This window comes from Lysobacter sp. P5_B9 (genome assembly GCF_054049835.1).
Map to the genome: position 1 here is coordinate 76,580 of NZ_JBFULP010000008.1, position 21,987 is coordinate 98,566.

Annotated in this window: 24 protein-coding genes and 1 riboswitch; of the genes, 15 read left to right on the top strand and 9 right to left on the bottom strand. The window is 66.6% G+C overall.

The genetic code is table 11. From position 1 onward, the window contains the following. Window positions 1-40 precede the first annotated feature (40 nt). The 6 genes from ACXJJ9_RS15085 (at window position 41) to ACXJJ9_RS15110 (ending at window position 2,816) form a co-directional block, all read left to right on the top strand. Window positions 41-931 (top strand): SPFH domain-containing protein, encoded by an 891-nt coding sequence (locus ACXJJ9_RS15085; protein ID WP_457097949.1) that lies wholly within the window; start codon window positions 41-43, stop codon window positions 929-931. A gap of 98 nt (window positions 932-1,029) precedes the next feature. Beyond that, window positions 1,030-1,224 carry an Arc family DNA binding domain-containing protein gene (locus ACXJJ9_RS15090; protein ID WP_457097950.1) on the top strand — a complete coding sequence of 65 codons (195 nt, stop codon included), beginning with the start codon at window positions 1,030-1,032 and terminating at the stop codon, window positions 1,222-1,224. After that, a complete protein-coding gene (locus ACXJJ9_RS15095; protein WP_457097951.1) occupies window positions 1,221-1,406 on the top strand; it encodes a hypothetical protein in 186 nt (61 codons plus the stop codon). Before ACXJJ9_RS15090 ends, ACXJJ9_RS15095 begins: the two co-directional genes overlap by 4 nt. Before the next feature lie 4 nt (window positions 1,407-1,410). Continuing rightward, window positions 1,411-1,596 carry a hypothetical protein gene (locus tag ACXJJ9_RS15100; RefSeq protein ID WP_457097952.1) on the top strand — a complete coding sequence of 62 codons (186 nt, stop codon included), beginning with the start codon at window positions 1,411-1,413 and terminating at the stop codon, window positions 1,594-1,596. A gap of 41 nt (window positions 1,597-1,637) precedes the next feature. Beyond that, window positions 1,638-2,006, top strand: a complete 369-nt coding sequence (locus tag ACXJJ9_RS15105; protein WP_457097953.1) for a hypothetical protein — start codon at window positions 1,638-1,640, stop codon at window positions 2,004-2,006. Window positions 2,007-2,015: 9 nt separating this feature from the next. After that, complete coding sequence (locus ACXJJ9_RS15110) at window positions 2,016-2,816, top strand: M15 family metallopeptidase (protein WP_457097954.1); 801 nt, start codon at window positions 2,016-2,018, stop codon at window positions 2,814-2,816. A gap of 31 nt (window positions 2,817-2,847) precedes the next feature. On the opposite strand, the gene ACXJJ9_RS15115 is transcribed toward ACXJJ9_RS15110, so the two are convergent. The 6 genes from ACXJJ9_RS15115 to ACXJJ9_RS15140 form a co-directional block, all read right to left on the bottom strand. Continuing rightward, the gene (locus ACXJJ9_RS15115; RefSeq protein WP_457097955.1) at window positions 2,848-3,234 is read right to left on the bottom strand and encodes a hypothetical protein; all 387 of its coding nucleotides are present in this window, start codon (window positions 3,232-3,234) and stop codon (window positions 2,848-2,850) included. A 69-nt stretch (window positions 3,235-3,303) separates the two neighbouring features. Next, window positions 3,304-3,978: a DNA-3-methyladenine glycosylase family protein gene (locus ACXJJ9_RS15120; RefSeq protein WP_457097956.1), complete on the bottom strand. Its 675-nt coding sequence runs from the start codon at window positions 3,976-3,978 to the stop codon at window positions 3,304-3,306. Between the two features lie 2 nt (window positions 3,979-3,980). Then, window positions 3,981-4,349, bottom strand: coding sequence for a DUF423 domain-containing protein (locus ACXJJ9_RS15125; RefSeq protein ID WP_457097957.1), 369 nt, complete (start codon window positions 4,347-4,349; stop codon window positions 3,981-3,983). Window positions 4,350-4,452: 103 nt separating this feature from the next. Beyond that, on the bottom strand, window positions 4,453-5,532 hold the full coding sequence (locus ACXJJ9_RS15130) for a polyketide cyclase (protein ID WP_457097958.1): 1,080 nt from the start codon (window positions 5,530-5,532) through the stop codon (window positions 4,453-4,455). A gap of 233 nt (window positions 5,533-5,765) precedes the next feature. Then, window positions 5,766-6,419, bottom strand: coding sequence for a response regulator transcription factor (locus tag ACXJJ9_RS15135; RefSeq protein WP_310053609.1), 654 nt, complete (start codon window positions 6,417-6,419; stop codon window positions 5,766-5,768). Next, window positions 6,416-7,624: a sensor histidine kinase gene (locus tag ACXJJ9_RS15140; RefSeq protein WP_310053610.1), complete on the bottom strand. Its 1,209-nt coding sequence runs from the start codon at window positions 7,622-7,624 to the stop codon at window positions 6,416-6,418. Before ACXJJ9_RS15140 ends, ACXJJ9_RS15135 begins: the two co-directional genes overlap by 4 nt. 192 nt (window positions 7,625-7,816) lie before the next feature. On the opposite strand from ACXJJ9_RS15140, the gene ACXJJ9_RS15145 reads away from it, so the two are divergent. The 6 genes from ACXJJ9_RS15145 to ACXJJ9_RS15170 all read left to right on the top strand — a co-directional run bounded on the left by ACXJJ9_RS15145 (window position 7,817) and on the right by ACXJJ9_RS15170 (window position 13,096). After that, entirely contained in the window at window positions 7,817-8,422 is a 606-nt protein-coding gene (locus ACXJJ9_RS15145; protein ID WP_310053611.1) for a GNAT family N-acetyltransferase, read from the top strand. 49 nt (window positions 8,423-8,471) lie between these two features. Next, window positions 8,472-9,254: a septum site-determining protein MinC gene (minC, locus tag ACXJJ9_RS15150; RefSeq protein WP_457097959.1), complete on the top strand. Its 783-nt coding sequence runs from the start codon at window positions 8,472-8,474 to the stop codon at window positions 9,252-9,254. A 142-nt stretch (window positions 9,255-9,396) separates the two neighbouring features. Further along, window positions 9,397-10,206: a septum site-determining protein MinD gene (gene minD, locus ACXJJ9_RS15155; RefSeq protein ID WP_310053613.1), complete on the top strand. Its 810-nt coding sequence runs from the start codon at window positions 9,397-9,399 to the stop codon at window positions 10,204-10,206. A gap of 2 nt (window positions 10,207-10,208) precedes the next feature. After that, window positions 10,209-10,472 carry a cell division topological specificity factor MinE gene (gene minE / locus ACXJJ9_RS15160; RefSeq protein WP_310053614.1) on the top strand — a complete coding sequence of 88 codons (264 nt, stop codon included), beginning with the start codon at window positions 10,209-10,211 and terminating at the stop codon, window positions 10,470-10,472. 46 nt (window positions 10,473-10,518) lie between these two features. Beyond that, the gene (locus ACXJJ9_RS15165; RefSeq protein WP_457097960.1) at window positions 10,519-11,001 is read left to right on the top strand and encodes a hypothetical protein; all 483 of its coding nucleotides are present in this window, start codon (window positions 10,519-10,521) and stop codon (window positions 10,999-11,001) included. A 109-nt stretch (window positions 11,002-11,110) separates the two neighbouring features. Further along, window positions 11,111-13,096, top strand: a complete 1,986-nt coding sequence (locus ACXJJ9_RS15170) for a M2 family metallopeptidase (protein WP_457097961.1) — start codon at window positions 11,111-11,113, stop codon at window positions 13,094-13,096. An 89-nt stretch (window positions 13,097-13,185) separates the two neighbouring features. Here the strand turns inward: ACXJJ9_RS15170 and ACXJJ9_RS15175 are convergent, their stop codons facing one another. Then, complete coding sequence (locus ACXJJ9_RS15175; protein WP_457097962.1) at window positions 13,186-13,884, bottom strand: glutathione binding-like protein; 699 nt, start codon at window positions 13,882-13,884, stop codon at window positions 13,186-13,188. A 260-nt stretch (window positions 13,885-14,144) separates the two neighbouring features. On the opposite strand from ACXJJ9_RS15175, the gene ACXJJ9_RS15180 reads away from it, so the two are divergent. After that, the gene (locus tag ACXJJ9_RS15180) at window positions 14,145-15,251 is read left to right on the top strand and encodes an aromatic ring-hydroxylating oxygenase subunit alpha (protein WP_457097963.1); all 1,107 of its coding nucleotides are present in this window, start codon (window positions 14,145-14,147) and stop codon (window positions 15,249-15,251) included. Between the two features lie 47 nt (window positions 15,252-15,298). On the opposite strand, the gene ACXJJ9_RS15185 is transcribed toward ACXJJ9_RS15180, so the two are convergent. Then, entirely contained in the window at window positions 15,299-16,552 is a 1,254-nt protein-coding gene (locus tag ACXJJ9_RS15185; RefSeq protein ID WP_457097964.1) for a multidrug effflux MFS transporter, read from the bottom strand. Window positions 16,553-16,686: 134 nt separating this feature from the next. After that, window positions 16,687-17,106, bottom strand: a complete 420-nt coding sequence (locus ACXJJ9_RS15190) for a VOC family protein (RefSeq protein ID WP_457097965.1) — start codon at window positions 17,104-17,106, stop codon at window positions 16,687-16,689. 423 nt (window positions 17,107-17,529) lie between these two features. On the opposite strand from ACXJJ9_RS15190, the gene ACXJJ9_RS15195 reads away from it, so the two are divergent. Together ACXJJ9_RS15195 and gcvP are read left to right on the top strand one after the other, a co-directional pair. Next, window positions 17,530-18,579, top strand: coding sequence for a sensor domain-containing diguanylate cyclase (locus tag ACXJJ9_RS15195; RefSeq protein WP_457097966.1), 1,050 nt, complete (start codon window positions 17,530-17,532; stop codon window positions 18,577-18,579). 293 nt (window positions 18,580-18,872) lie between these two features. Next, window positions 18,873-19,024, top strand: a riboswitch (glycine riboswitch). Window positions 19,025-19,087: 63 nt separating this feature from the next. Beyond that, entirely contained in the window at window positions 19,088-21,985 is a 2,898-nt protein-coding gene (gene gcvP, locus ACXJJ9_RS15200) for an aminomethyl-transferring glycine dehydrogenase (protein ID WP_457097967.1), read from the top strand. Window positions 21,986-21,987 lie beyond the last annotated feature (2 nt).

Sequence of the window (21,987 nt, forward strand, 5' to 3'; positions counted from 1 at the left end):
AAGTGATATCACTGTTTCGCGGAAACAGGAGACCCCGACCATGAAAGAGAACCCGCTACGCTCACTTCCCGGCATTCCCACCCTGCTGGGCATCCTCGCCACCGAAGTGCTGGCGGTGTACCTGTTCCTGCACGGCGCCCTGAACGTTGGCGACGCCCACGTCGTCACGGCTACTTCCCCGGCGATGGCGATCGCGGGCGTGGTGATCGGCCTGCTCGCCGCGTTCTGCCTGTTCGGCCTGTACATGGTCGAGCCCAACCAGGCCGCCGTGCTCAGCCTGTTCGGCAAGTACGTGGGCACGGTCAAGGACAACGGCCTGCGCTGGAACAACCCCTTCTATACCAAGAAGAAGATCAGCCAGCGCGTGCGCAACTTCGAGAGCGGCAAGCTCAAGGTCAACGAGCTCGACGGTTCGCCGATCGAGATCGCGGCGGTGATCGTATGGCAGGTGATCGATTCCGCCGAAGCCGTCTACAACGTCGACGACTACGAGAGCTTCGTCCACATCCAGTCCGAGTCAGCGCTGCGCACGATGGCCACCAGCTATCCCTACGACCAGCACGAGGACGGCCAGATCGCGTTGCGCAGCCATGCCGCCGAGATCTCGCAGCACCTCGAACAGGAACTGTCGGACCGCCTGGCCGATGCAGGCGTGCAAGTGCTCAACGCCCGCATCAGCCACCTCGCCTACGCGCCGGAAATCGCCCAGGCGATGCTGCAGCGCCAGCAGGCCAACGCGATCATCGCGGCGCGCACGCGCATCGTCGCCGGCGCCGTGGGGATGGTCGAGATGGCGCTGGCCGAACTGCAGAAGAACGGCGTCGTGCAACTCGACGAGGAGCGCAAGGCGCAGATGGTCAGCAACCTGCTGGTGGTGCTGTGCGGCGAGCGCGCCACCCAGCCAATCGTCAACGCCGGCACCTTGTACTGAGGAACGACGGCCATGAACCCGATCTTTCCGTGCGCCACCATCGCGGTGATCATCCTCATCGCCGTGGCCGCTAGCCGCCGCCGCGGGAAATAAGCCCGATGGCGGAGAAAAAGGCCTATCCGCTGCGCATCAATGCCGAGGTCCTGGCGGCGGCGCAGCGTTGGGCCGATGACGAACTGCGCAGCCTCAACGCGCAGATCGAATACGTACTGCGCGACGCGTTGCGCAAGGCGGGGCGGCTGAAACCCGCCGCCCAGGAATCCACCGAAGAGCCACCGGAGGAATTGCCATGAAACCGTTCACTTCCCTCGCCTGCCTGCTGCTCGGGCTGATCTCCATCCTGCAACTTGCCCGCGTGCTGCTGGGCTGGGAGATCGTGGTCAATGGCATGAGCATCCCGCTTTGGGCCAGCGGCGTCGCCTGCGTCGTCGCCGGCACCCTGGCACTGATGACCTGGCGCGAAGCGCGGCGCTGATCGAATGGCCCGCCCCGCTTCCCAGGATCCGGCGCTGCAGTTGCTCCCCGCCAGTGCGCGCGCACGCGGATCGCTGTTCATGCTTGCCGTTGCCCTGCCGGTGACGATTGCCATCCTCGCGGTCAGCCTGAGCGGCCGATACGCACATGCATTGCCTGGAGTGGCGGCGCGGCGATACCCGCGCTGCTAGCCGTGCTGGCAGTGACCGGGTGCACGTGCCTGGCCTGGTGCGTGCTGGACCGCGCACTGCGCCGGCACCGCCTGACGCTGGATGAATCCGGGATAGAGGTCGCAACTACTTTCTATCGCCAGCGACTGGCGCTGTCCGACCTCAAGCTGGCCGACGCGCGCGTGGTCGATCTCGACGAGCACACGGGCTTCAGGACCCTGCTGAAGACCAACGGCGTGGGCCTGCCGGGGTTCCACAGCGGCTGGTTTCGCCTGCGCGACTGGCACAAGGCGTTCGTGGCGACCTCCGACGGCCGCCGTGTCGTCTGGATCCCCACAACGCGCGGCTTCGGCCTGCTGCTGCAACCGCGCCAGCCGCAGGTGCTGCTCGAGCGGCGGCGCGGGATGACGGCGACGACGCCGCGCCGCTAAGCTGGCAGCATGCGCCGCCGCTCCGACATCCTCGTCAACACGCCGCAGATCGAGATCTGGCCCGCGTGGCTGCTGGGCGCACGCAGCAACCACGACGCGCGCGCGCTGTCCCGCGCCCGCCACGTGTTGCGGCGCAAGCGCGACGGCCGCTACCTCGCCGCCGACCTGCCCGAAGGATTGCTGGCGATGGTGGAGCGGCTCCGCACCGAGCCGGGCATCGAAACCGCGCTGGGCGCGCTCGACCACCTGACCGAACACCGCCGTGTCGGCATCGACGCCATCGGCGAGCTGCCGCTCGACTTCCTGCAGGAGCGCCTGCACGCGCTCGGGCTGGACGACAGTTACGGCGAACGCACCCACCTGCCGCTCGTGGCCGAACCCGCGGCGCTTGCCCTCGCCGGTTTCGACCGCTATCGCCGCCCCTTATGGCTCGTTTCTCCCGCAGCGCGCGCCTGGCGCTCGATGCAGGCCGCCGCGATGCACGAGGGCGTGGTGCTGGAAGCGATCTCGGGTTATCGCAGCCACGACTACCAGCTGGGCATCTTCGAGCGGAAACGGGCGCGCGGACTCAGCGTCGAGGAGATCCTCACCGTCAACGCGGCGCCGGGCTACAGCGAACACCATTCCGGGCGCGCGCTCGACATCGGCACTCTGGACGAAGCGCCTGCGGAAGAAAGCTTCGAACGCACGCCGGCGTTTGCGTGGCTGCGCGACAACGCGTCCGGATACGGTTTCGTGATGAGCTATCCGCGCGACAACCCGCACGGGATCGTCTACGAACCGTGGCACTGGCGGTTCGAGGGGCATTGACCCGCAGCAACGCCGCGAAAGCCCGCTGGCGCTATTCCTTGTCGAAGCTCAGGCGCACGCCCTGGACGGTGTTGCTGGTGAGGGTGAGGTCGAATTTCGGGCCGCCCCGGGCCTGCTTCACCAGGACGTCTTCGCCGTCATCCACTTCCGCCTTGTAGCGCTGGCCCACTTGGCCGCGGATGGCATCGCGGATGGTTTTTGCCACCTGGTTTTCGCCGGTGCCGTCGGCCACCTCCACCGTCACGGACTCTGGAGGCCCGTCAACGGGCGCGATCTCCAGGACGATGGTGCCTGCGCTCTCCGCGCCGCCGCTGACCTGAATCCGCCATTTGTTGGATGGACTGGCCACCGCACCCGCCATCGCGAGCAGCGCACCCAACGCCACCGCTGCGACCCATTTCCGGTTCCGCTGATCCATGGCCACCTCCGGGACGCAGCCCGATTCGTGATGCCAGCTAGCGTAGCGCAGAGCAGCGCCGGCGACAGGTCATTCCTGCGAGCGCCGGGTCGGCTCTTTCGCCTTCACTCCGGCGTCGGCAATGCGCCACAGATACAGGCTGGCGTAGGTGCGGTATGGCCCCCAGCATTCGCCTCGTTCCAGCAGTTCCTTCGGCTTGAGCATCTCATCGAGCTTGTCCACCACCTGCGCGCCCTTGCGCACGCCGAGGTCATCCACAGGCAGCACGTCGGGGCGGCCGAGCCGGAACATCAGCATCATCTCGACCGTCCAGCGGCCGATGCCGCGGATATGCGTGAGCGCATCGATGATGGCGTCGTTGTCCATCGTGCTCATGCGGCGCAGGTCGGGGATTTCGCCCCGCGCTTCGCGGGCGGCGAGATCGCGCAGCGCCAGGGCCTTGTTGCCGGACACGCCGCAGGCGCGCAGGCCAACGTCATCGATCCTGGCCAGCGTGTCGCAATGGAAGCGGTTGTTGTCGATCGCGACTTCGACGCGGCCCACGATCGTCGCCGCGGCCTTGCCGCTGAGCTGCTGGTACAGGATCGCCCGCGCCAGCGCGTCGACCGGATCGAAGGATTTGCGCCAACGCGCGTCGGGCTCGATCGGGCCCAACTTTTTCATCCAGGTGCCGAGCTTGCGATCGCGCTTCGCCAGGTGCGCGAAGGCGGCCTCGGTATCGAATCCGCGGCTGTGCCGGGGCATCGTCAGCGTCTCAGGGCCGCGACTGCGTACAGCAGCCAGGACAGGATCAGCACGCTGCCGCCCAGGGGTGCGAGGCGTACGGGCAGCTCGAGCACGTGGTGCAGCACCAGGCTGCCGGAAAACAGCAGGGTGCCAAGCAGCAGGCCGCACAGCGCCGCGAAATGGAGTTGGGTCGGCGTGCGCGGCGCCAATGCGACGAGGGCGATGCCATGGCCGAAGGCCAGGATCGACGCGACGTACAGCGATGCCTGCGCGTTGCCCTGGGCGGCGTGGGCGGCATAGGCCGACAAGGCGACGGCCGCGGCGGCGAGCACGGCGCCGGTAGCGGTCAACAGGCGCAGGCGTGCAGCCAGATCGTTGGGGGTGTACATGCCCGCACGATAAGTCGGCACGCCGGACCTTTGTAGTGCCGGGACCTGAAAAGCAGAACGCCGCGCAATGCGCGGCGTTCTGGCGGGACGGATCGGAAGTAGCTTACTTCACCGACCAGACCACGTCGTACTCGCCTTCCTGGCCCGGGGCGAAGCCGGCGTCGATGCCGGCCTTCCAGGACTCGTAGGCGCGATCGGTCGGCTCATAGCCGCGGGTCATCGTCCAGGCGCGCAGCGCATCACGCACGTTCTGCAGGTTCGACATGTGGCCCTTGAACGGAACCATGGCGATCTTGCTCGGCGGGTTGTAGAGCAGCTCGACGTTGTTGGCCAGGTTCAGGCCTTCCAGCTTGGCGCTCGCATCCGTACCGGCCTTGCGGACCGGCTGGGCGACGTCGAACGAGTAGATCTGGCTGCCGTATTCGTTGGTGATGATGCGCACCGGGCCGGCGGCTTCAAGGCCGTTGGCGGCCATGTTCTTCTTGATCCACTCGATGTTGGTCTTCATCTGGGTCTGGATCGTGATCTGGTTCAGCGGAACCGCGGCATTGAGCACCAGCAGGTTCTCGGCCGGGCGATCGACCAGGCGCGGCGCCATCGTCGGATCGTCCTTGCCCAGGACGGTGTAGTCGAGGTTCGGGATCGTGGCCAGCATGTTGCTCAGGCTGCTCAGGCCGAGCTTCATCTTCTCGCCGACGTTGCTGGTGACATACAGGCCCGAGTAGCGGCCGAGCAGGTTCATGCCGTAGTCGACGTCGTAGCTCTGGGTAATCTGGATGTTGCGACCCGCCTTGCCCGTCTTGGAGAAGGTGAATTCCGAACGCTTGTTATGGCCGCGGTCGACGTCTTCGATCGCGTATTCGACCACCTGGCCCGGCACGCTCTTGGTGATGGCCCAGTTGCCCTGACCCAGGGCCTTTTCTTCGGAGTCCCAGCTGACCTTCGCGCCCACGCCCGTTTCCGGGCCCGAGAGGTTGATCTTGATCTTGGGATCGCCGGCGACGGCGGGGTTCCAGTCCTTGAAGCGGCGCACGCTGTTCAAGGTGTCGAACACGATGGTCATCTTGCGGTTGGTCTCAACCGAATTTTCCAGATGACGGCTCGACGGCAGGATGAAGCCGACGACAGTAAACAGCACGGCGACGATCGCCAGGGAAATCAGGATCTCGAGCAGACGGGTCATTCAGGTTCTCCAGGGCCCGGTCTCGGCAATCGGCCGGGGCGCAAGTCGACAATCGTACCGCAGCCGGTGCCCGCAAGGCAGCAGGCAAGCGGGTGATGGGGCGGGTCCCGGGGCCGGAAACCGCCCGGACCGCCATGAAACGCAAAGGCGGTCAAGGTTGCGGCACGGTCCCGCCGGCGGGCGCGCCGGGGGTGGCCCGCCCGGCGCGCTGCGCCGGGCCGGCATCCTGTCGGTCAGACCAGTTGCAGCTCGAACGCCTTGAGTACGGCCCGGGTGCGATCACGCACGCCGAGCTTGGACAGGATGTTCGACACATGGTTCTTGATCGTGCCCTCGGCCACGCCCAGGGAATTGGCGATCTCCTTGTTGGAGAAACCACCCGCCATCAGGCGCAGGATCTCGGTTTCACGCTCGGTCAGCGGATCGGGACGATCCAGGCTGACAAAGTCGTTACGCATGTGTTCCAGGCCGGAGAGCAGGCGCTGGGTCATCGCCGGCTGCACCAGCGAACCACCGTCGGCCACGGTCTGGATGGCGCCGACCAGCTGTTCCAGCGACACGTCCTTGAGCAGGTAGCCCTTGGCACCCGCCTTCAGGCCAGCCAGCACCAGCTGGTCGTCGTCGAAGGTGGTGAGGATGATCGTCGGAGGCAGCGAATTCGTGCGTGCCAGCGCCTGCAGAGCCTCGAGGCCCGACATCACCGGCATGCGCATGTCCATCAGCACCACGTCGGGCTGGACCTGTGGAATCACGTCCACTGCCTGCTTGCCGTCACTGGCTTCGGCAACCACCTCGATGCCTTCTGCCAGGGCCAGCAACGAACGCACGCCCTGGCGCACCAGGGTCTGGTCGTCCACCAGCAGCACACGGATGCTCTTTTCACTCATGCAATCGCTCCTTCGCTTGCGGCCAGGGTGGCCGATGCCGGCAGCGTCAGCCGCAGGCGGAATCCCGCTTCGGGATGGGGTCGGGGTTGGGTTTCGATGCTCAGGTCGCCGCCATGCTGGACCAGGCGCTCGCGCATGCCGCGCAGCCCATTGCCCGCCACCAGTGCATCCGCGCCGCGCCCGTCGTCGCGTGCGTCGACCACGATGTTGCCACCCTCGCGGCGCGCATGGATCCAGAGGTTGTGCGCGTGGGCGTGCCGAACCGTATTGGTGATGATTTCCTGGGTGCAGCGCAGCAGCACGTGGGCGCGCTCGGGATCGTCCAGGGTAAGCGGAGTTTCGATATCCATGTGGATGTCGATGGCGGGAACGTTCTCCGACAACGGCGTGAGCGCGGCGGCGAGGTCGATCGCCCCGCCCTCGCGCAGCTGGCTGACGGCTTCGCGCACATCGGTCAGCAGCAACTTCGCCAGCGTGTGGGCCTGCTGGACGTGCTCGCGCGCCCGGCCTTCCGGCGCGAGATGGCTGGCGACTTCGAGGTTCAGGCTCAGTGCGGTCAGGTGGTGGCCGAGCAGGTCATGCAGCTCGCGCGAGATGCGGGTGCGCTCGTTGACGCGCACGCTTTCGCCCAGCAGGGCGCGGGTGGCGCGCAGTTCGGCGTTCAGGCGGCGCTGTTCCTCGCGGGCTTCGGCCTGCTGGCGGGCGACGAGCGCGGTCACGAAGACGAAGCTGGAGAAGCCCAGGTACAGCAGCGACTGCAGGACCCCGATCATGGGCGGGAAATCCAGCGCGTTGACGAACACGGGCACGGTGGCAAGGTTGCTGGCGATCAGCCAGGCCATGCCCACCGGCAGCCGCAGCAGCCAGGGCAGCAGCCCCGCCAGCACCATCAGCAGGATGCTGCCCAGGCCGGAGCCGGAGAAATAACTCACCCCGATCGCGCAGGCGGTGAGCACCAGCAACAGGGCGTGGTCGGCGAAGCCGGGGCGGCGCTGGCCCAGCGACCGCGTGATCCACCAGTAGACGACGCCGAAGACGAGGTAGACCGCCAGCCAGCGCATGATGCGCAGGCTCAGCACCTCGCCCGGCTCGGGCGGCACGAAGGTCGGGTCCAGCCAGACGTTCAGCAACCACAGGCCCACCGCGCCCCAGGTGAAGAGACCGGCGTAGCGCAGCAGGCGCGAATGGTTGAGTCGGGAAAGCATGAACCCATGCTAACCACTACCTGCTGTAGCGGAGCCGTCCGAAAGTCATGCAAGGGCGCCCGGAACGAGGCCCATGCCGACCTGCGCGACTTCGGTGGGGGGCCCCCACTCGCCGTGCCTGCCGGCATGCGATAATCGCCCGGCCGACGGCACCAGGGCCGCTGCCGGCCAGAACCATGGAGTTACGACGAAATGTCGATCGTTGTCCGCGACGTGCGTGAGCACGAGCTGGATTCCGTCCTCGCTCTCAACAACGCCGCCGGACCCGCGATCTTGCCGCTGGACGCGACGCGACTGCGCCACTTCTTCGATCACGCCGAGTACTTCCGCGTGGCCGAACGTGACGGGACGCTGGCGGGTTTCCTGATCGGGATGGGTTCGGGTACGCAGCACGACAGCAGCAATTTCCGCTGGTTCCGCGAGCGTTACCCGGAATTCTTCTACATCGACCGCATCGTGGTGGCGAGCCGCCGCCGCGGCGGCGGTGTCGGCCGCGCGTTCTACGCCGACGCGCAAAGCTATGCCGAGCTCCGCTACCCGCACATGGCCTGCGAAGTATTCCTCGATGGCACCAACGACCCGGTGCTGTTGTTCCATGGCAGCTTCGGCTTCCGCGAAGTCGGCCAGCACGTGATGGATGAAACCGGCGTGCGCGCGGCGATGCTGATGAAGCCGCTGTGCAGCTACGCCTGGGTGCACGACACCTACGGCGACCAGCTTCCCGATGTGGCATGGCTCAGCCAGCCGCGTGCCCTGAACGGCCACGTCCCGCCGCGCGCAACCGGAACACGTCCATGACGTCGTCGCCCACGACAACGTCCGCGACGCCGCTGCCCATGGTGGGCACGTGAGCGTGGCGGTCGACTACGAGCTGGCCGGCGATCTCAAGATCGGCCAGGTAGGCATCGCCAATCTCCGCATCCGCAGCCTCGACGTTCCTCGCCTCATCGAGGAAATGCGCGGGCGCGTGCAGCGCGCGCCCAAGCTGTTCGCGCGTGCCGCAGTGGTGATCGATTTCGGCGGGCTGACGCAGGCTCCGGACGTCGACACCGCGCGCCGGCTGATCGACGGCCTGCGCGACGCCGGCGTGCTGCCGGTCGCGCTCGCCTACGGCACCAGCGAGATCGAGCGCCTGTCGGAACAGCTCGATTTGCCCCTTCTGGCGAAGTTCCGCGCTTCCTACGAGCGCGATGGCGAAGCCGAAGCACCTCCTGCACCCGCTCCGCGCGCCAAGCACGAAACCAAGGCGAAGGCCGAGCCCGCCCCGGCACAGCCCGTCCCCGCACAAGCCGCCCCGACTGCGCCCGGCCTGATCCAGTCGACGCCCGTGCGCTCCGGCCAACAGGTCTATGCCGCCAACCGCGACCTGAGCGTACTGACCACCATCGGCGCCGGCGCCGAGGTGATGGCCGACGGCTCCATCCACATCTATGGCCCCTTGCGCGGCCGCGCCCTGGCTGGCGCGCAGGGCTGGGAGCAGGCGCGCATCTTCTGTCGCGAGTTCCACGCCGAACTCGTCGCGATCGCGGGCCGCTACAAGGTCCTGGAAGACATCCCGAAGGAATTGCGCGGCAAGGCCGTGCAGATCTGGCTGGAGGGCGAGGACCTGAAGATCGCCGCGCTCGACTGATTCACGCACGCCGGGCCTGCCCGGCGTGTTTTTGTTGTACATAGTGCTCACAAGAACGCGGGGCTCGAGCCCCGGCTTCAAGAAAGCACGCTAAAAGAAGAACGGCGCACCCCGCCGTCGAACAGGACTTGGGAGAGAAAACTTGGCAGAAATCATCGTTGTCACCTCGGGCAAGGGCGGCGTGGGGAAAACCACATCCAGCGCCAGCGTTGCCTGCGGTCTCGCCCGCCGTGGCCACAAGGTCGCCGTCATCGACTTCGACGTCGGCCTGCGCAACCTCGACCTGATCATGGGTTGCGAACGCCGCGTGGTGTACGACTTCGTCAATGTCATCAGCGGCGAAGCCGGCCTCAAGCAGGCTCTGATCAAGGACAAGCGCTTCGACAATCTCTTCGTGCTCGCCGCCTCGCAGACGCGCGACAAGGACGCGCTGACGACGGAAGGCGTGGAGAAGGTGCTGAAGGACCTGTCCGACGAGGGTTTCGACTACATCGTGTGCGACTCGCCCGCCGGCATCGAGAAGGGCGCCTTCCTCGCCATGTACTTCGCCGACCAGGCGATCGTGGTGGTGAACCCGGAAGTGTCCTCGGTCCGCGACTCCGACCGCATCCTCGGCCTGCTGGCCTCCAAGACCAAGCGCGCCGAGAACGGCGAGCGCGTCAAGGAACACCTGCTCCTCACCCGCTACAGCCCCAAGCGCGTGGAAACCGGGGAGATGCTCAGCGTCGGCGACGTCGAGGAAATCCTCGGCCTCAAGACGATCGGCGTCATCCCCGAATCCGGCGACGTGCTCAACGCCTCGAACAAGGGCGAGCCCGTCATCCTTGAAACCGAATCCGATGCGGCCCAGGCCTACGACGATGCGGTTTCGCGACTGCTGGGCGAGGACCGCCCGATGCGCTTCACGCAGGTCGAGAAGAAGGGGTTCTTCAGCAAGATGTTCGGAGGCTGACCATGGGCCTGTTCGATTTCCTCATCACCAAGAAGCCCACCGCCTCGATCGCCAAGGACCGCCTGCGCATCATCGTCGCGCACGAGCGCAGCGGCCGCGGCAGCAGCCCCGACTACCTGCCGATGCTGCAGCGCGAGCTGCTGGAAGTGATCCGCAAGTACGTCAAGGTCGAAGACGAGGCGGTAAAGGTCGACCTGATCGGCGAAGGCGACAACAAGGTGCTCGACATCTCCGTCGCACTGCCGGAAAACCCGATCCAGGCCTGATCCACCACTCCCCTGCGCACGCCGCAGGGGAGTCGGCTACGTTCGCATGCTCACCCTCGCCGACATCGCCGTTTCCGACATCACCACCCTCCTCGCCCGGTACGGCCTGCAACTGCAGCTCGTGCCTGACGGCGACGCGATTCCCGGCAGCTACTGGGGCGAGAGCGAAGCCGGCCTGATCGGCACTACCGTCCATGCGCGCGGCGACACGCCCGTGCATTCGCTGCTGCACGAGGCCGCCCACCTGATCGTGCTGCCCCCCGAGCGCCGGGCCCTGGTCCACACCGATGCCACCGATTCGGTCGAGGAAGAAGACGCCGTCTGCGTGCTGCAAGCGCTCCTCGGCGACGAGCTTGCGGGCGTAGGCCGCGACCGCGTCCTCGCCGACATGGACGAATGGGGTTACACCTTCCGCCTGGGCTCCGCCCGCGCCTACTTCGAACACGATGCCGAGGCCGCGTGGCAGTGGTTGTTCGCGCACGGGCTGATCGACGCTCCAAACGGCCGTCTGGTCCCGGCAGCGGCCTGATCGGCTTTGCCGATCGCGGGGCCGCGACGGGCATCACTTGCAGCCCCCCGCCCGCCCACACTAGCCTCGCGTTTCTCGCGCCCGCCCGGGCGCCCGCAGAGGATCCACCGTGAACCATCGTCATGCCCTGCTCGCGCTCGCCATAGCCGCGGGCTTCACCTTGTCGGCCTGCAAGAAGGAACAGGCCCCCGCGGAAGCGGTGAAGGCACCGGAGGGCGAGACCGCCGACCAGTTCGTCGCGCGCGTCAACGATGAAATGCGCAAGATCTATCCCGAGCTCAATGCGGCGCAGTGGGTATCGTCGACCTACATCAACGGCGACACCGAAGCGCTGACCGCGAAGGCCAACGAACGCTTCCTGACCCAGCTCAACAAGTGGATCGACGAATCGCGCAAGTTCGAGGGCCAGAAGATGTCGCCCCAGACCGCGCGCGCGATCAAGCTGCTGAAGCTGTCGGTGGCCATGCCACCGCCGAAGGACCCGAAGCAGCTGGAGGAACTCACCGGCATCGCCACGAAGCTGGAAGGCATGTACGGCTCGGGCGAGTACTGCAAGGGTGAAGGCAGCGCGCGCAAGTGTCGCCAGCTCGGCGACCTCGAGGACGTGCTGCGCGACCCGTCCTCCTCGTACGAGGAACAGCTCGACGCCTGGCAGGGCTGGCACACCATCGCGCAGCCGATGCGCAAGGACTACACCCGCTTCGTCGAACTGGTGAACACCGGCGCCAAGGACATGGGTTTCGCCGATACCGGCGAACTGTGGCGCTCCGGCTACGACATGACGCCGGCGGAACTCTCCGCCGAGACCGATCGCCTGTGGCTGCAGGTCAAGCCGCTGTACGAACAGCTGCACTGCTACACCCGCACGCAGCTGGAGAAGAAGTACGGCGACAAGGGCCACGTGGCCGGCGGCATGCTGCCGGCACACCTGACCGGCAACATGTGGCAGCAGGACTGGGGCAACCTCTGGCCGATCCTGAAGCCCTACAGCGACGAACAGGCCGGCAACCTCGACATCACGTCCGCGCTGAAGAAGGCACGTGATGCCAAGGAAGCCGAGCTGCTGCGCGACCTCGACCACGACGCCAACTACGTGGAACGCAACGACATCGCCCAGGCCGCCGACCTGTTCGAGGCCAAGGCGATGGCCGAGCGCGCGCAGGACTTCTATACCTCGCTCGGCATGCCCAAGCTGCCGGAGAGCTATTGGACCAAGACGCAGTTCATCAAGCCGCGCGACCGCGACGTCGTCTGCCACGCCAGTGCGTGGGACATCAACATGGCCGGCGACGTGCGCACCAAGATGTGCATCAAGCCGAACGAGGAAGACTTCACCACCATCTACCACGAACTCGGCCACGTCTATTACTACCTCGCGTACAACGACCAGCCGCCGATGTTCCAGCAGGGCGCGCACGACGGCTTCCACGAGGCGATCGGCGACACCATCGTGCTGTCGATGACCCCGTCCTACCTGCAGTCGATCGGACTGGTCGGCGCGCAGACGCCGAGCAACGAGGCGGTGATCAACGCGCAGATGCGCATGGCGCTGGCGAAGGTGTCGTTCCTGCCGTTCGGCCTGATGATCGATCGCTGGCGCTGGGGCGTGTTCGATGGCTCGATCAAGCCGGACAACTACAACAAGGCCTGGTGGGACCTGAAGGCCAAGTACCAGGGCGTCGCCCCGGTCACCGCGCGCGGCGAAGACTTCTTCGACGCGGGCGCCAAGTACCACGTGCCGGGCAACACGCCGTACACGCGCTACTTCCTTTCGCACATCCTGCAGTTCCAGTTCTACAAGGCGCTGTGCGATGCCTCGGGCTACAAGGGCCCGCTGCACGAATGCAGCTTCTACGGCAACAAGGCCGCCGGCGCGAAGTACCAGGCGATGCTGAGCAAGGGCGCGAGCCAGCCGTGGCAGCAGACGCTGAAGGAACTCACCGGCAGCGAGAAGATGGACGCCTCCGCCGTGCTCGAATACTTCTCCCCGCTGCAGGCGTGGCTGAAGCAGCAGAACGAAGGCAAGACCTGCGGCTGGAACGCGGAAGCCGCCAGCGCGGCGTCGGCTCCGGCGGAAAAGAAAGCGGCCGGCTGACAGGCAACACCGCAACAGGAAGGGCCGGCAATCGCCGGCCCTTTTTTTATCTGCGCTGTTCTTGCCTGCGGAGTCCCGTCCGTGCCACGTCACCGCACGCTGGCGGCCGTCTGCCCGAACAGGATGCGACGCTCGTCGTCGGAGATGTTGTTGCGACCTGCATACGCCGGCGCTACGCCCTGGTAGGCGCGCATCGTGGCCGGCCGCGCCCGGATCGTCTCGAACCAGCGCCGGAGGTTGGGGAATTCATCGAGGTCCTGGCCGTGTGGCTCATGCGGGACGATCCATGGGTAACTGGCCATGTCAGCGATCGAGTAGTCGCCGGCGATGAATTCACGGTCGGCCAGGCGCTTGTCCAGCACACCGTAAAGTCGATTGGTTTCCTTCACGTAGCGCCCGATCGCATACGGGACCTTCTCCGGTGCATGCACGACGAAGTGACCGTTCTGTCCCGCCATGGGTCCCAGTCCGCCGACCTGCCAGAACAGCCACTGCAGCACCTCGGCACGGCCGCGGATGTCGGCCGGAAGGAAGCGACCGCACTTCTCGGCGAGGTACAGCAGCATCGCGCCGGATTCGAACAGCGCAACCGGCGCCCCGCCTCCTGCCGGATCGTGGTCCACCAGGGCGGGGATCTTGTTGTTGGGCGAGATACGCAGATAGTCGGCCGCGAACTGCGCGCCCGCGCCGATGTCCACCGGAATGATCCGGTGCGGCAGGCCGCTCTCCTCCATGAACAGCTTGAGCTTGAGGCCGTTGGGCGTGCCCCAGTAGTACAGGTCGATCATCTGTCGCGGCTCCGGCGGTAACGGGTTGCCTGGTATCTATTGCGACGCAGGTTGCCTTGCGCAAGCGCGTTCGCGGCTCACTGTGTTGCGGAAATGCCGGCGTGCGCCACACCGTGATCCGCTGGTGCACAGGATGGGTTTTCGACCGCCGCGCGTGGGAACCAGATCGCGGTCCTTTGCGGGAACCAGTTGTCTGGAACGTGCGATTTGCGGCCATGCCAGCCGATGGCAGCCCGGATGAAAAGAGCGATACTCCGCGGATGAACCGATCCGACGCCGCCCACGACCTCGCACCGCAGCCGCTCGACCGCGCCCGTGCGTTGCACGCCCGCTACTACGCCGACCCCGCGATGGTCGCGGTCGACCGCCAGCTCATCTTCGACCGCGGTTGGCAGCTGCTGGCGCACGTGTGCCAGCTGCAGAACGCGGGCGATCACGTGGTCAGCGATTTTGCCGGCCTGCCGGTGATCACGGTTCGCGGCGCCGACGGGCAGATCCGGGTCTTCCACAACGTCTGCCGCCATCGCGCCGGTCCACTCGCGCAATGCGATGGCCTGGCGGCGAAATCGCTGCGCTGCCGTTACCACGGCTGGACCTACACGCTTGAAGGCACGCTGCGCTCCGCTCCGGAAATGGGCACGGCGACTGAGTTCGATGTCGGCGACATCAAGCTGCCGCAACTGGCGGTCCGGGTGTGGCAAGGCCTGGTGTTCGCGGCCGTCGACGAAGCCCATGCCCCGGCCTTCGACGCCTTCGTGAAGGACATCGACGCGCGCCTGGGACCCGACCGTCACCTCGAACGCTATGGACATCATCGCCGCGTCGGTTACGACGTGGGGTGCAACTGGAAGATCTACGTCGACAACTATCTCGAGGGCTACCACGTCCCGCATGTGCATCCCGGTCTGAACAAGCTGCTCGACTACCGCAACTACGTCACCGAGACGCACGACTGGTACTCGCTGCAATGGAGTCCGCTGGAAAGCGGCGACGACCTCTACGGCAGCGGCGACGCCCTGTACTACTGGATGTGGCCGAACACGATGCTCAACATCGTCCCCGGGCGCATGCAGACCAACCGCATCATTCCCAAGGGCGTCGACCGCTGCCGGGTGGAATTCGACTTCTACTACGCGATGGACGAGTCCGAGGAAGCCTCGGCGCGGCGCCTGGCCGACGTCCGCTTCAGCGATGAAGTGCAGTTCGAGGACCTGACCATCTGCGAGGACGTGCAGCGCGGACTGGCTTCCGGTTCGTATGAGCCCGGACGCTTGAATCCGCTGCGCGAAAACGCCGTGCACCACTTCCACGAACTGCTGCGCAGCACCTACCGGAACGCGGGGCTCGCCGAAGCAGCTTCCCGCTAGGACGTTCCCGGTGAGGCGCATCGCGCCGCGGGCGGGACGCCGCCTGGTTACAGGGTTTCGCCCGGCATGGTTTCGGCTTCGCCGGTGGACGTGACCATGGGTTTGGACACGCGCCGTTCCCACGTCCAGAACAGGAATGCCAGCGACAGGAACACCGTTGCGGTGACCACCATCCACAGTACGTGCGCGCTGATCAGCGGTGACAGCACGCCCGCGATCAGGGCATTGAGCACCAGGCTGGTGAACGCCTGCAGCGACGAGGCCGAGCCACGCTGGCGCGGATACATGTCGAGGATCGCCAGCGTCACGATCGGGAATACCAGGGCGATGCCGAAGGCATTGAGCGAGATCGGGAGCACGGCCCATGGCACGGTCGGCGTGTCGACCAGCAGCGTGTAGGCGAAGTTGAGCAGCATCGCGATGGCGCTGGCGATGAAGCCGATTCGCACCAGCTTCTCGCCGCTGATCTTGCCCGCCGTGCGCCCGGAGACGAACGACCCCGTCACCATGCCGCCGATCATCGGCACGAAGAACCAGCCGAACTGGCCTTCACCCAGCTTGAGGTGGTCGACGACGAATGCCGGTGCGGAGGAAATGAACAGCCACAACGCGGCGAAGTTGAACGCACTCGCCGCCGCCAACCGCTGGAAGCGCGGATTGGCGAAGATCGACACGTAATCGCGCAACAGCGGACCGGCGCGCAACGGCAGGCGCGCTTCCTTCAAGTGGGTTTCCGGCAGTCCCAGCCAGGTCACCACCAGCAACACGACCGAGAACGCGGCGAGGAACCAGAAGATCACCGGCCATGCGCTCCAGCCGAGGATCCAGCCGCCGATGATCGGCGCGATCGCGGGAGCGATGCCGAAGATCATCGACACCTGGCTCATCAGCCGTTGCGCGGCTTCGCCGTGCAGCACGTCGCGGATCACCGCGCGTCCCACGATCAGGCCGACGCCCGACGACAGGCCCTGCAGCGCACGGAACGCCAGCAGGGTCGTCAGGTCACGCGACAGCGCGCAGCCGATCGAAGCGAAGGTGAAGACGACCAGCCCGCCGAGGATGACGCGCTTGCGTCCGATCGCATCCGACAAGGGCCCGTGCACCAGGCTCATCAGCGCATAGGCGACGAGATAGGCACTGATCGTCTGCTGGATGGCGACCTTGTCCGCATCGAGTTGCGCACCGATGGCCGGGAACGCAGGGAAGATCGTGTCGATCGAGAACGGTCCGAACATCGCCAGGCCGCCCAGCAACAGGGCGAGGCGTCGGAAAGGGATGCGCGATGTGGCGGTGTCGGTCATGGCTTCCTGTTGTTTTTGTTCTATCGCCGTGGCCGATGCTTCTTTCGAAAGCGGCCCTGCTTATTTCTTTCGGCAATCAAGCCGTTCGCGATCCATGGCCGCGGAGGCGGCCTCGTCTGCGCGGCCGCTTCATTTCAATCGGGGGCGCCTTTCAGTTCGACCAGGTTGCCTTCCGGATCGAACAGGTATTGGGAAGGTCCTTCCCCCTCGGCGCCATAGCGCGACCCGAAGTCGCCGATGCGCACGCCGTGCGCCTGCAGGTGCGCCACGATCGCTTCGAGGTCGAAGGGCTCGGCGCGCAGGCACAGATGGTCCATGTTCCGGCCCTCGACGCCCGGTGCCGCACCGCCCATGGCGCCGAGCTTGCCCGCCACCGGCACCAGGTCGATCAGCGATCGGCCCGCGCGCAGCTGGACCAGGCCGATCGCATCCTGGCGCCGCTCCACGGTGCAACCGAGCACGTCGCAGTAGAAGGCCACCATCGCCGCTTCATCGCGGACACGCAGCACGACGTGGTCGATCTGCTGGAGCGCGAAGGGCGGTCGCGTGGTCATGAAATTCAATGGCGTGGGCGGGCCAGCATAGCAAGCACCACCGGCACGCGATCCCGTGCCGGAATGCATGTGCCCCGGGAGTGCAGGCAACGACGAATTTGGTCACATCCGTGAACGACGCCCAGCCACTCGTCGAAAACCGGCGCCAGCGCCCGGACCATGTGCCACGCCCGTCACGGAACGGGTCGTCGTCGTGGTGGAAGCTCTTCACCCCTGCGGGTACCTTGCTCACGTGTCCCGAAACCTGCCCACGCAGAAGCACCGGCCCATCGCGAAACCGCGCGTCCGCGCACCGCGATGGATCGGTTGTACGTACCCGGCGTCGCCAGGTACGGGCGGGCAGGTTTACGGTCGCGCACGGCACGCCTGGAAGATCGCCGCGGAACCGGCGACCGCCGCATGGAGCCCAGGGAGGAGCCGGCCGTGAACGACAACGAGCCGCGCCCCCCGTTGAACGCGAGCCCTCGCGGCGGGCGCACGGACATCGCCGATCCTGCCGGCATCGCCGGCGACACCAGCCACTTCAAGCGCCTCGAATCAGAGCTGCTGGAGAAGAACGCGCTGCTGGAATCGGTCCTGGAAAACGTCGATGCCTGCATCTACACCAAGGACCGCCAGCGCCGTTACACCTATGCCAACGCAAAGATGGCCGCGGTCGCGGGTCGCGCGCCGCATGAGCTGATCGGCCGCACCGACGAGGAACTGGTTTCCGCTGACATCGCCGCGGACTGGCGCGTGCTCGACGACCGCGTGTTCGCGACCGGCGAGACCCAGTCGGGCGAACAGATTTCCGCATCCGCCGATGGCGAGATCCGCCACTTCTGGGTCGTGCAGATCCCGCAGCGCGACAGCGGGGGCGAGATCGTTTCCCTGCTCGGCATCGCGACCGACTTCACCAAGTTCTACCGGTTGAAGGAAGAACTCGCGCGCCAGGCCACCACCGACGAACTCACCGGGGTGCGCAACCGCCGCAGCCTGCTGGAAACCGCGCGGCAGGAGTTCTCGCGCGCCAATCGCTACGGCCATCCGCTGTCGGTGCTGATGCTCGACATCGACCACTTCAAGCGCATCAACGACAGCCACGGACACGATGTCGGCGACAAGGTACTGAAGGCGGTCGCCGATGCCTGCCGCCGCGAGCTGCGCGACAGCGACGTGCTGGGCCGGCTGGGCGGCGAGGAATTCGGCGTGGTATTGCCCAACACCAGCAGCGAAGGCGCGGTGACCGTCGCCGAACGCCTGCGCGCGCGCATCGACGCCATCCGGCTGGTGGGCGAGTGGGAGGATGAGATCACGCCGAAGGTAAGCGTCGGCGTGGCGTGCATGCAGGGCGCCCATCGCGTCGAAGCGGTACTGAAGCGCGCCGATCAGGCGCTGTATGCGGCGAAGGCGGCGGGACGCAACCGCGTGTATGCGGCAGGCGACCTGGTCCGACCCGACGATCACTGCTTCCCGACGTCCACGTCCGCGTAGCGGCCGAACCCGCCCCATTCCAGCGCCGCGTCGCCGCCTTGGTCGCAGGGGCGGCACCGGAGGCCCGCGACGGTGCCGGCCACGAATCTGAACGAGGACGGCTCCGAACCTCGATTCCGCCCAGCGAATCCGCCTTCCCCGGGCCGGCACGGCAGCGCCGGCGGAGCGCTTCCAACCGGTATAATTCGCACTCCACGCACACGGTGGGAGAAGCGGACCAATCGGGCCCTGGCCTGATCCGCTGCCGAAGGCGCAACCGCCCGGAATCGCTCAGGCCCACGTACTTCCGTGTCGCGACAAACTCTGGAGAGACCGGCTTGCACCGCCCGCCCGGTATGGGGGCATGAGCGAGAACCGGCGCCGAAGGGGCAAGAAGCGCAGATCGGGATCTCCTCCCCCTCCCGCGCGCTTCCAAACTCTCAGGCAAAAGGACAGAGGGGCACGCTCTCATCGAGCACGCCATGCCGCAACCGCATCCGCGACCGCGGCCTCCAGACGACGCCCTGCCATGTCCCAGACCAAGCCTGCTTCCCTGCGCGCACTCGAACACCACGACGCCTTCCTCGAGCGCCACATCGGCCCCAACGACGCCGAGATCGCACACATGCTGCGCGTCGTCGGCCACGACTCGCTGGAAGCGCTGACCGACGCCATCGTTCCCGGTTCGATCAAGTCAGCCAATCCGCTCGCGCTGCCGGCGCCGATCACCGAAGTCGAAGCCATCGCCAAGATCCGTGCGATCGCCGACAAGAACCAGGTGTTCAAGTCCTACATCGGCCAGGGCTACTACGGCACGCACACGCCGAACGTCATCCTGCGCAACATCCTGGAGAACCCGGCGTGGTACACGGCCTACACGCCGTACCAGGCCGAGATCTCGCAGGGCCGCATGGAAGCGCTGATCAACTTCCAGACCATGTGCGCCGACCTGACGGGCATGGAGATCGCCAACGCCTCGCTGCTCGACGAAGCCACCGCCGCCGCCGAAGCGATGACGCTGGCCAAGCGTTCGTGCAAATCGAAGTCGAACACCTTCTTCGTCTCCAGTGGCGTGCATCCGCAGTCGCTCGAGGTCATCCGTACCCGCGCCGAACCGCTGGGCATTGAAGTCGTCGTCGCCGACGACGCTGAAGCGCTGAACCTCGACGCCTTCGGCGTGCTGCTGCAGTACCCCAACACCTTCGGCCAGGTCAGCGACTACAAGGCGCTCGCCGATGCCGTGCATGCGCGCGGTGGCCTGGTCGCCGTCGCCACCGACCTGCTCGCACTCACCCTGATCGCCGCTCCCGGCGAGTGGGGCGCGGACATCGTCGTCGGCAACACCCAGCGCTTCGGCGTGCCGTTCGGCTTCGGTGGCCCGCACGCCGCGTTCATGGCCTGCCGCGACGCCTACAAGCGCTCGATGCCGGGCCGCCTGATCGGCGTGTCGGTCGATGCCGAAGGCAAGCCGGCCTACCGTCTCACCCTGCAGACTCGCGAGCAGCACATTCGCCGCGAGAAGGCCACGTCCAACATCTGCACCGCGCAGGTGCTGCTGGCGGTGATGGCGTCGATGTACGCCGCCTACCACGGCTCGGAAGGCCTGACCCGCATTGCGCAGCGCACGCATCGCCTCGCCGCGATCCTCGCGGCCGCGCTCGGCAAGGCCGGCGTCAACGTGGGCCCGGACTTCTTCGACACCCTGCACGTCACCGGCATCGATGCCGCAGCGATCCATGCCAAGGCGAAAGCCGCGCGGGTCAACCTGCGCGCCATCGACGGCGGCAGCGTCGCGATCAGCCTCGACGAGACCACGACGCGCGAAGACGTCGCCAGGCTCGCCACTCTGTTCGGTGCGGATGCGTCCGACATCGACGCGCTCGATGCCGCCACCGCCGACGCGATCCCGGCCGGCCTCAAGCGTACGTCCGCATTCCTCACCCACCCGGTCTTCAACACGCACCACAGCGAGCACGAACTGCTGCGCTACATGCGCGCGCTCGCGGACAAGGACCTGGCGATGGATCGCACCATGATCCCGCTCGGCTCGTGCACGATGAAGCTCAACGCCACCGCGGAAATGATCCCGGTGACGTGGCCGGAATTCGGCAACCTGCATCCGCTTGCCCCCGCCGAGCAGGCTCTGGGTTACAAGGAGCTGATCGACGGCCTTGAGGCCATGCTGGTCGAGTGCACCGGCTACGACGCCGTCAGCCTGCAGCCGAACTCCGGTGCGCAGGGTGAATACGCCGGCCTGCTCGCGATCCGCGCGTACCACCGCTCGCGCGGCGACGACAAGCGCGACATCTGCCTGATCCCGGAATCCGCGCACGGCACCAATCCCGCTTCGGCGCAGATGTGCGGCATGACCGTAGTCGTCACCAAGTGCGACGCCAACGGCAATGTCGATGTCGAGGACATCCGCCGCGCCGCGGAGAAGTACAGCGACCGCCTCGCCGCGATCATGATGACCTACCCGTCCACGCACGGCGTGTTCGAGGAAGACGTGGTCGAGATCTGCGAGATCGTGCACAAGCACGGCGGCCAGGTGTACACCGACGGCGCCAACATGAACGCCCTCGTCGGCGTCGCCAAGCCCGGCAAGTGGGGCTCGGACGTCTCGCACCTCAACCTGCACAAGACCTTCTGCATCCCGCACGGCGGCGGCGGTCCTGGCGTCGGCCCGTGCGCGGTGAAGTCGCACCTCGCGCCGTTCCTGCCGCGCGCGCTGGGCAGCGACGGCGTGCGCACGCAGGGCGTGGGCAACGGCGAAGTCGGCATGGTCAGCGCAGCCAGCTTCGGTTCCGCCTCGATCCTGCCGATCAGCTGGATGTACATCACGATGATGGGCGCGCACGGCCTGCGTAAAGCCACCCAGGTGGCATTGCTCAACGCCAACTACATCGCCAAGCGCCTCGCGCCGCACTACGAGACGCTGTACACCGGCCGCAATGGCCTCGTCGCGCACGAGTGCATCCTCGACCTGCGCCCGCTCAAGGATGCCACCGGCATCAGCGCGGAAGACGTCGCCAAGCGCCTGATCGATTTCGGCTTCCACGCCCCGACCCTGAGCTTCCCGGTCGCCGGCACGCTGATGGTGGAACCGACCGAATCCGAATCGCAGCACGAACTCGACCGCTTCATCGACGCGATGATCCAGATCCGCGACGAGATCCGCGCCGTCGAGGAAGGCAAGCTCGACCGCGAGGACAACCCGCTGAAGAACGCGCCGCACACCGCGACCGCGGTCAGCGCCAGCGAATGGACCCACGCTTACCCGCGCGAACTCGCCGCCTTCCCGCTGGCGACCCTCAGGCTGCAGAAGTATTGGCCGCCGGTCGCGCGCGTCGACAACGTCTACGGCGACAAGAACGTGATGTGCGCGTGCATCCCGGTGGATGCGTACAAGGACGAAGTCGAGGCGTAAGC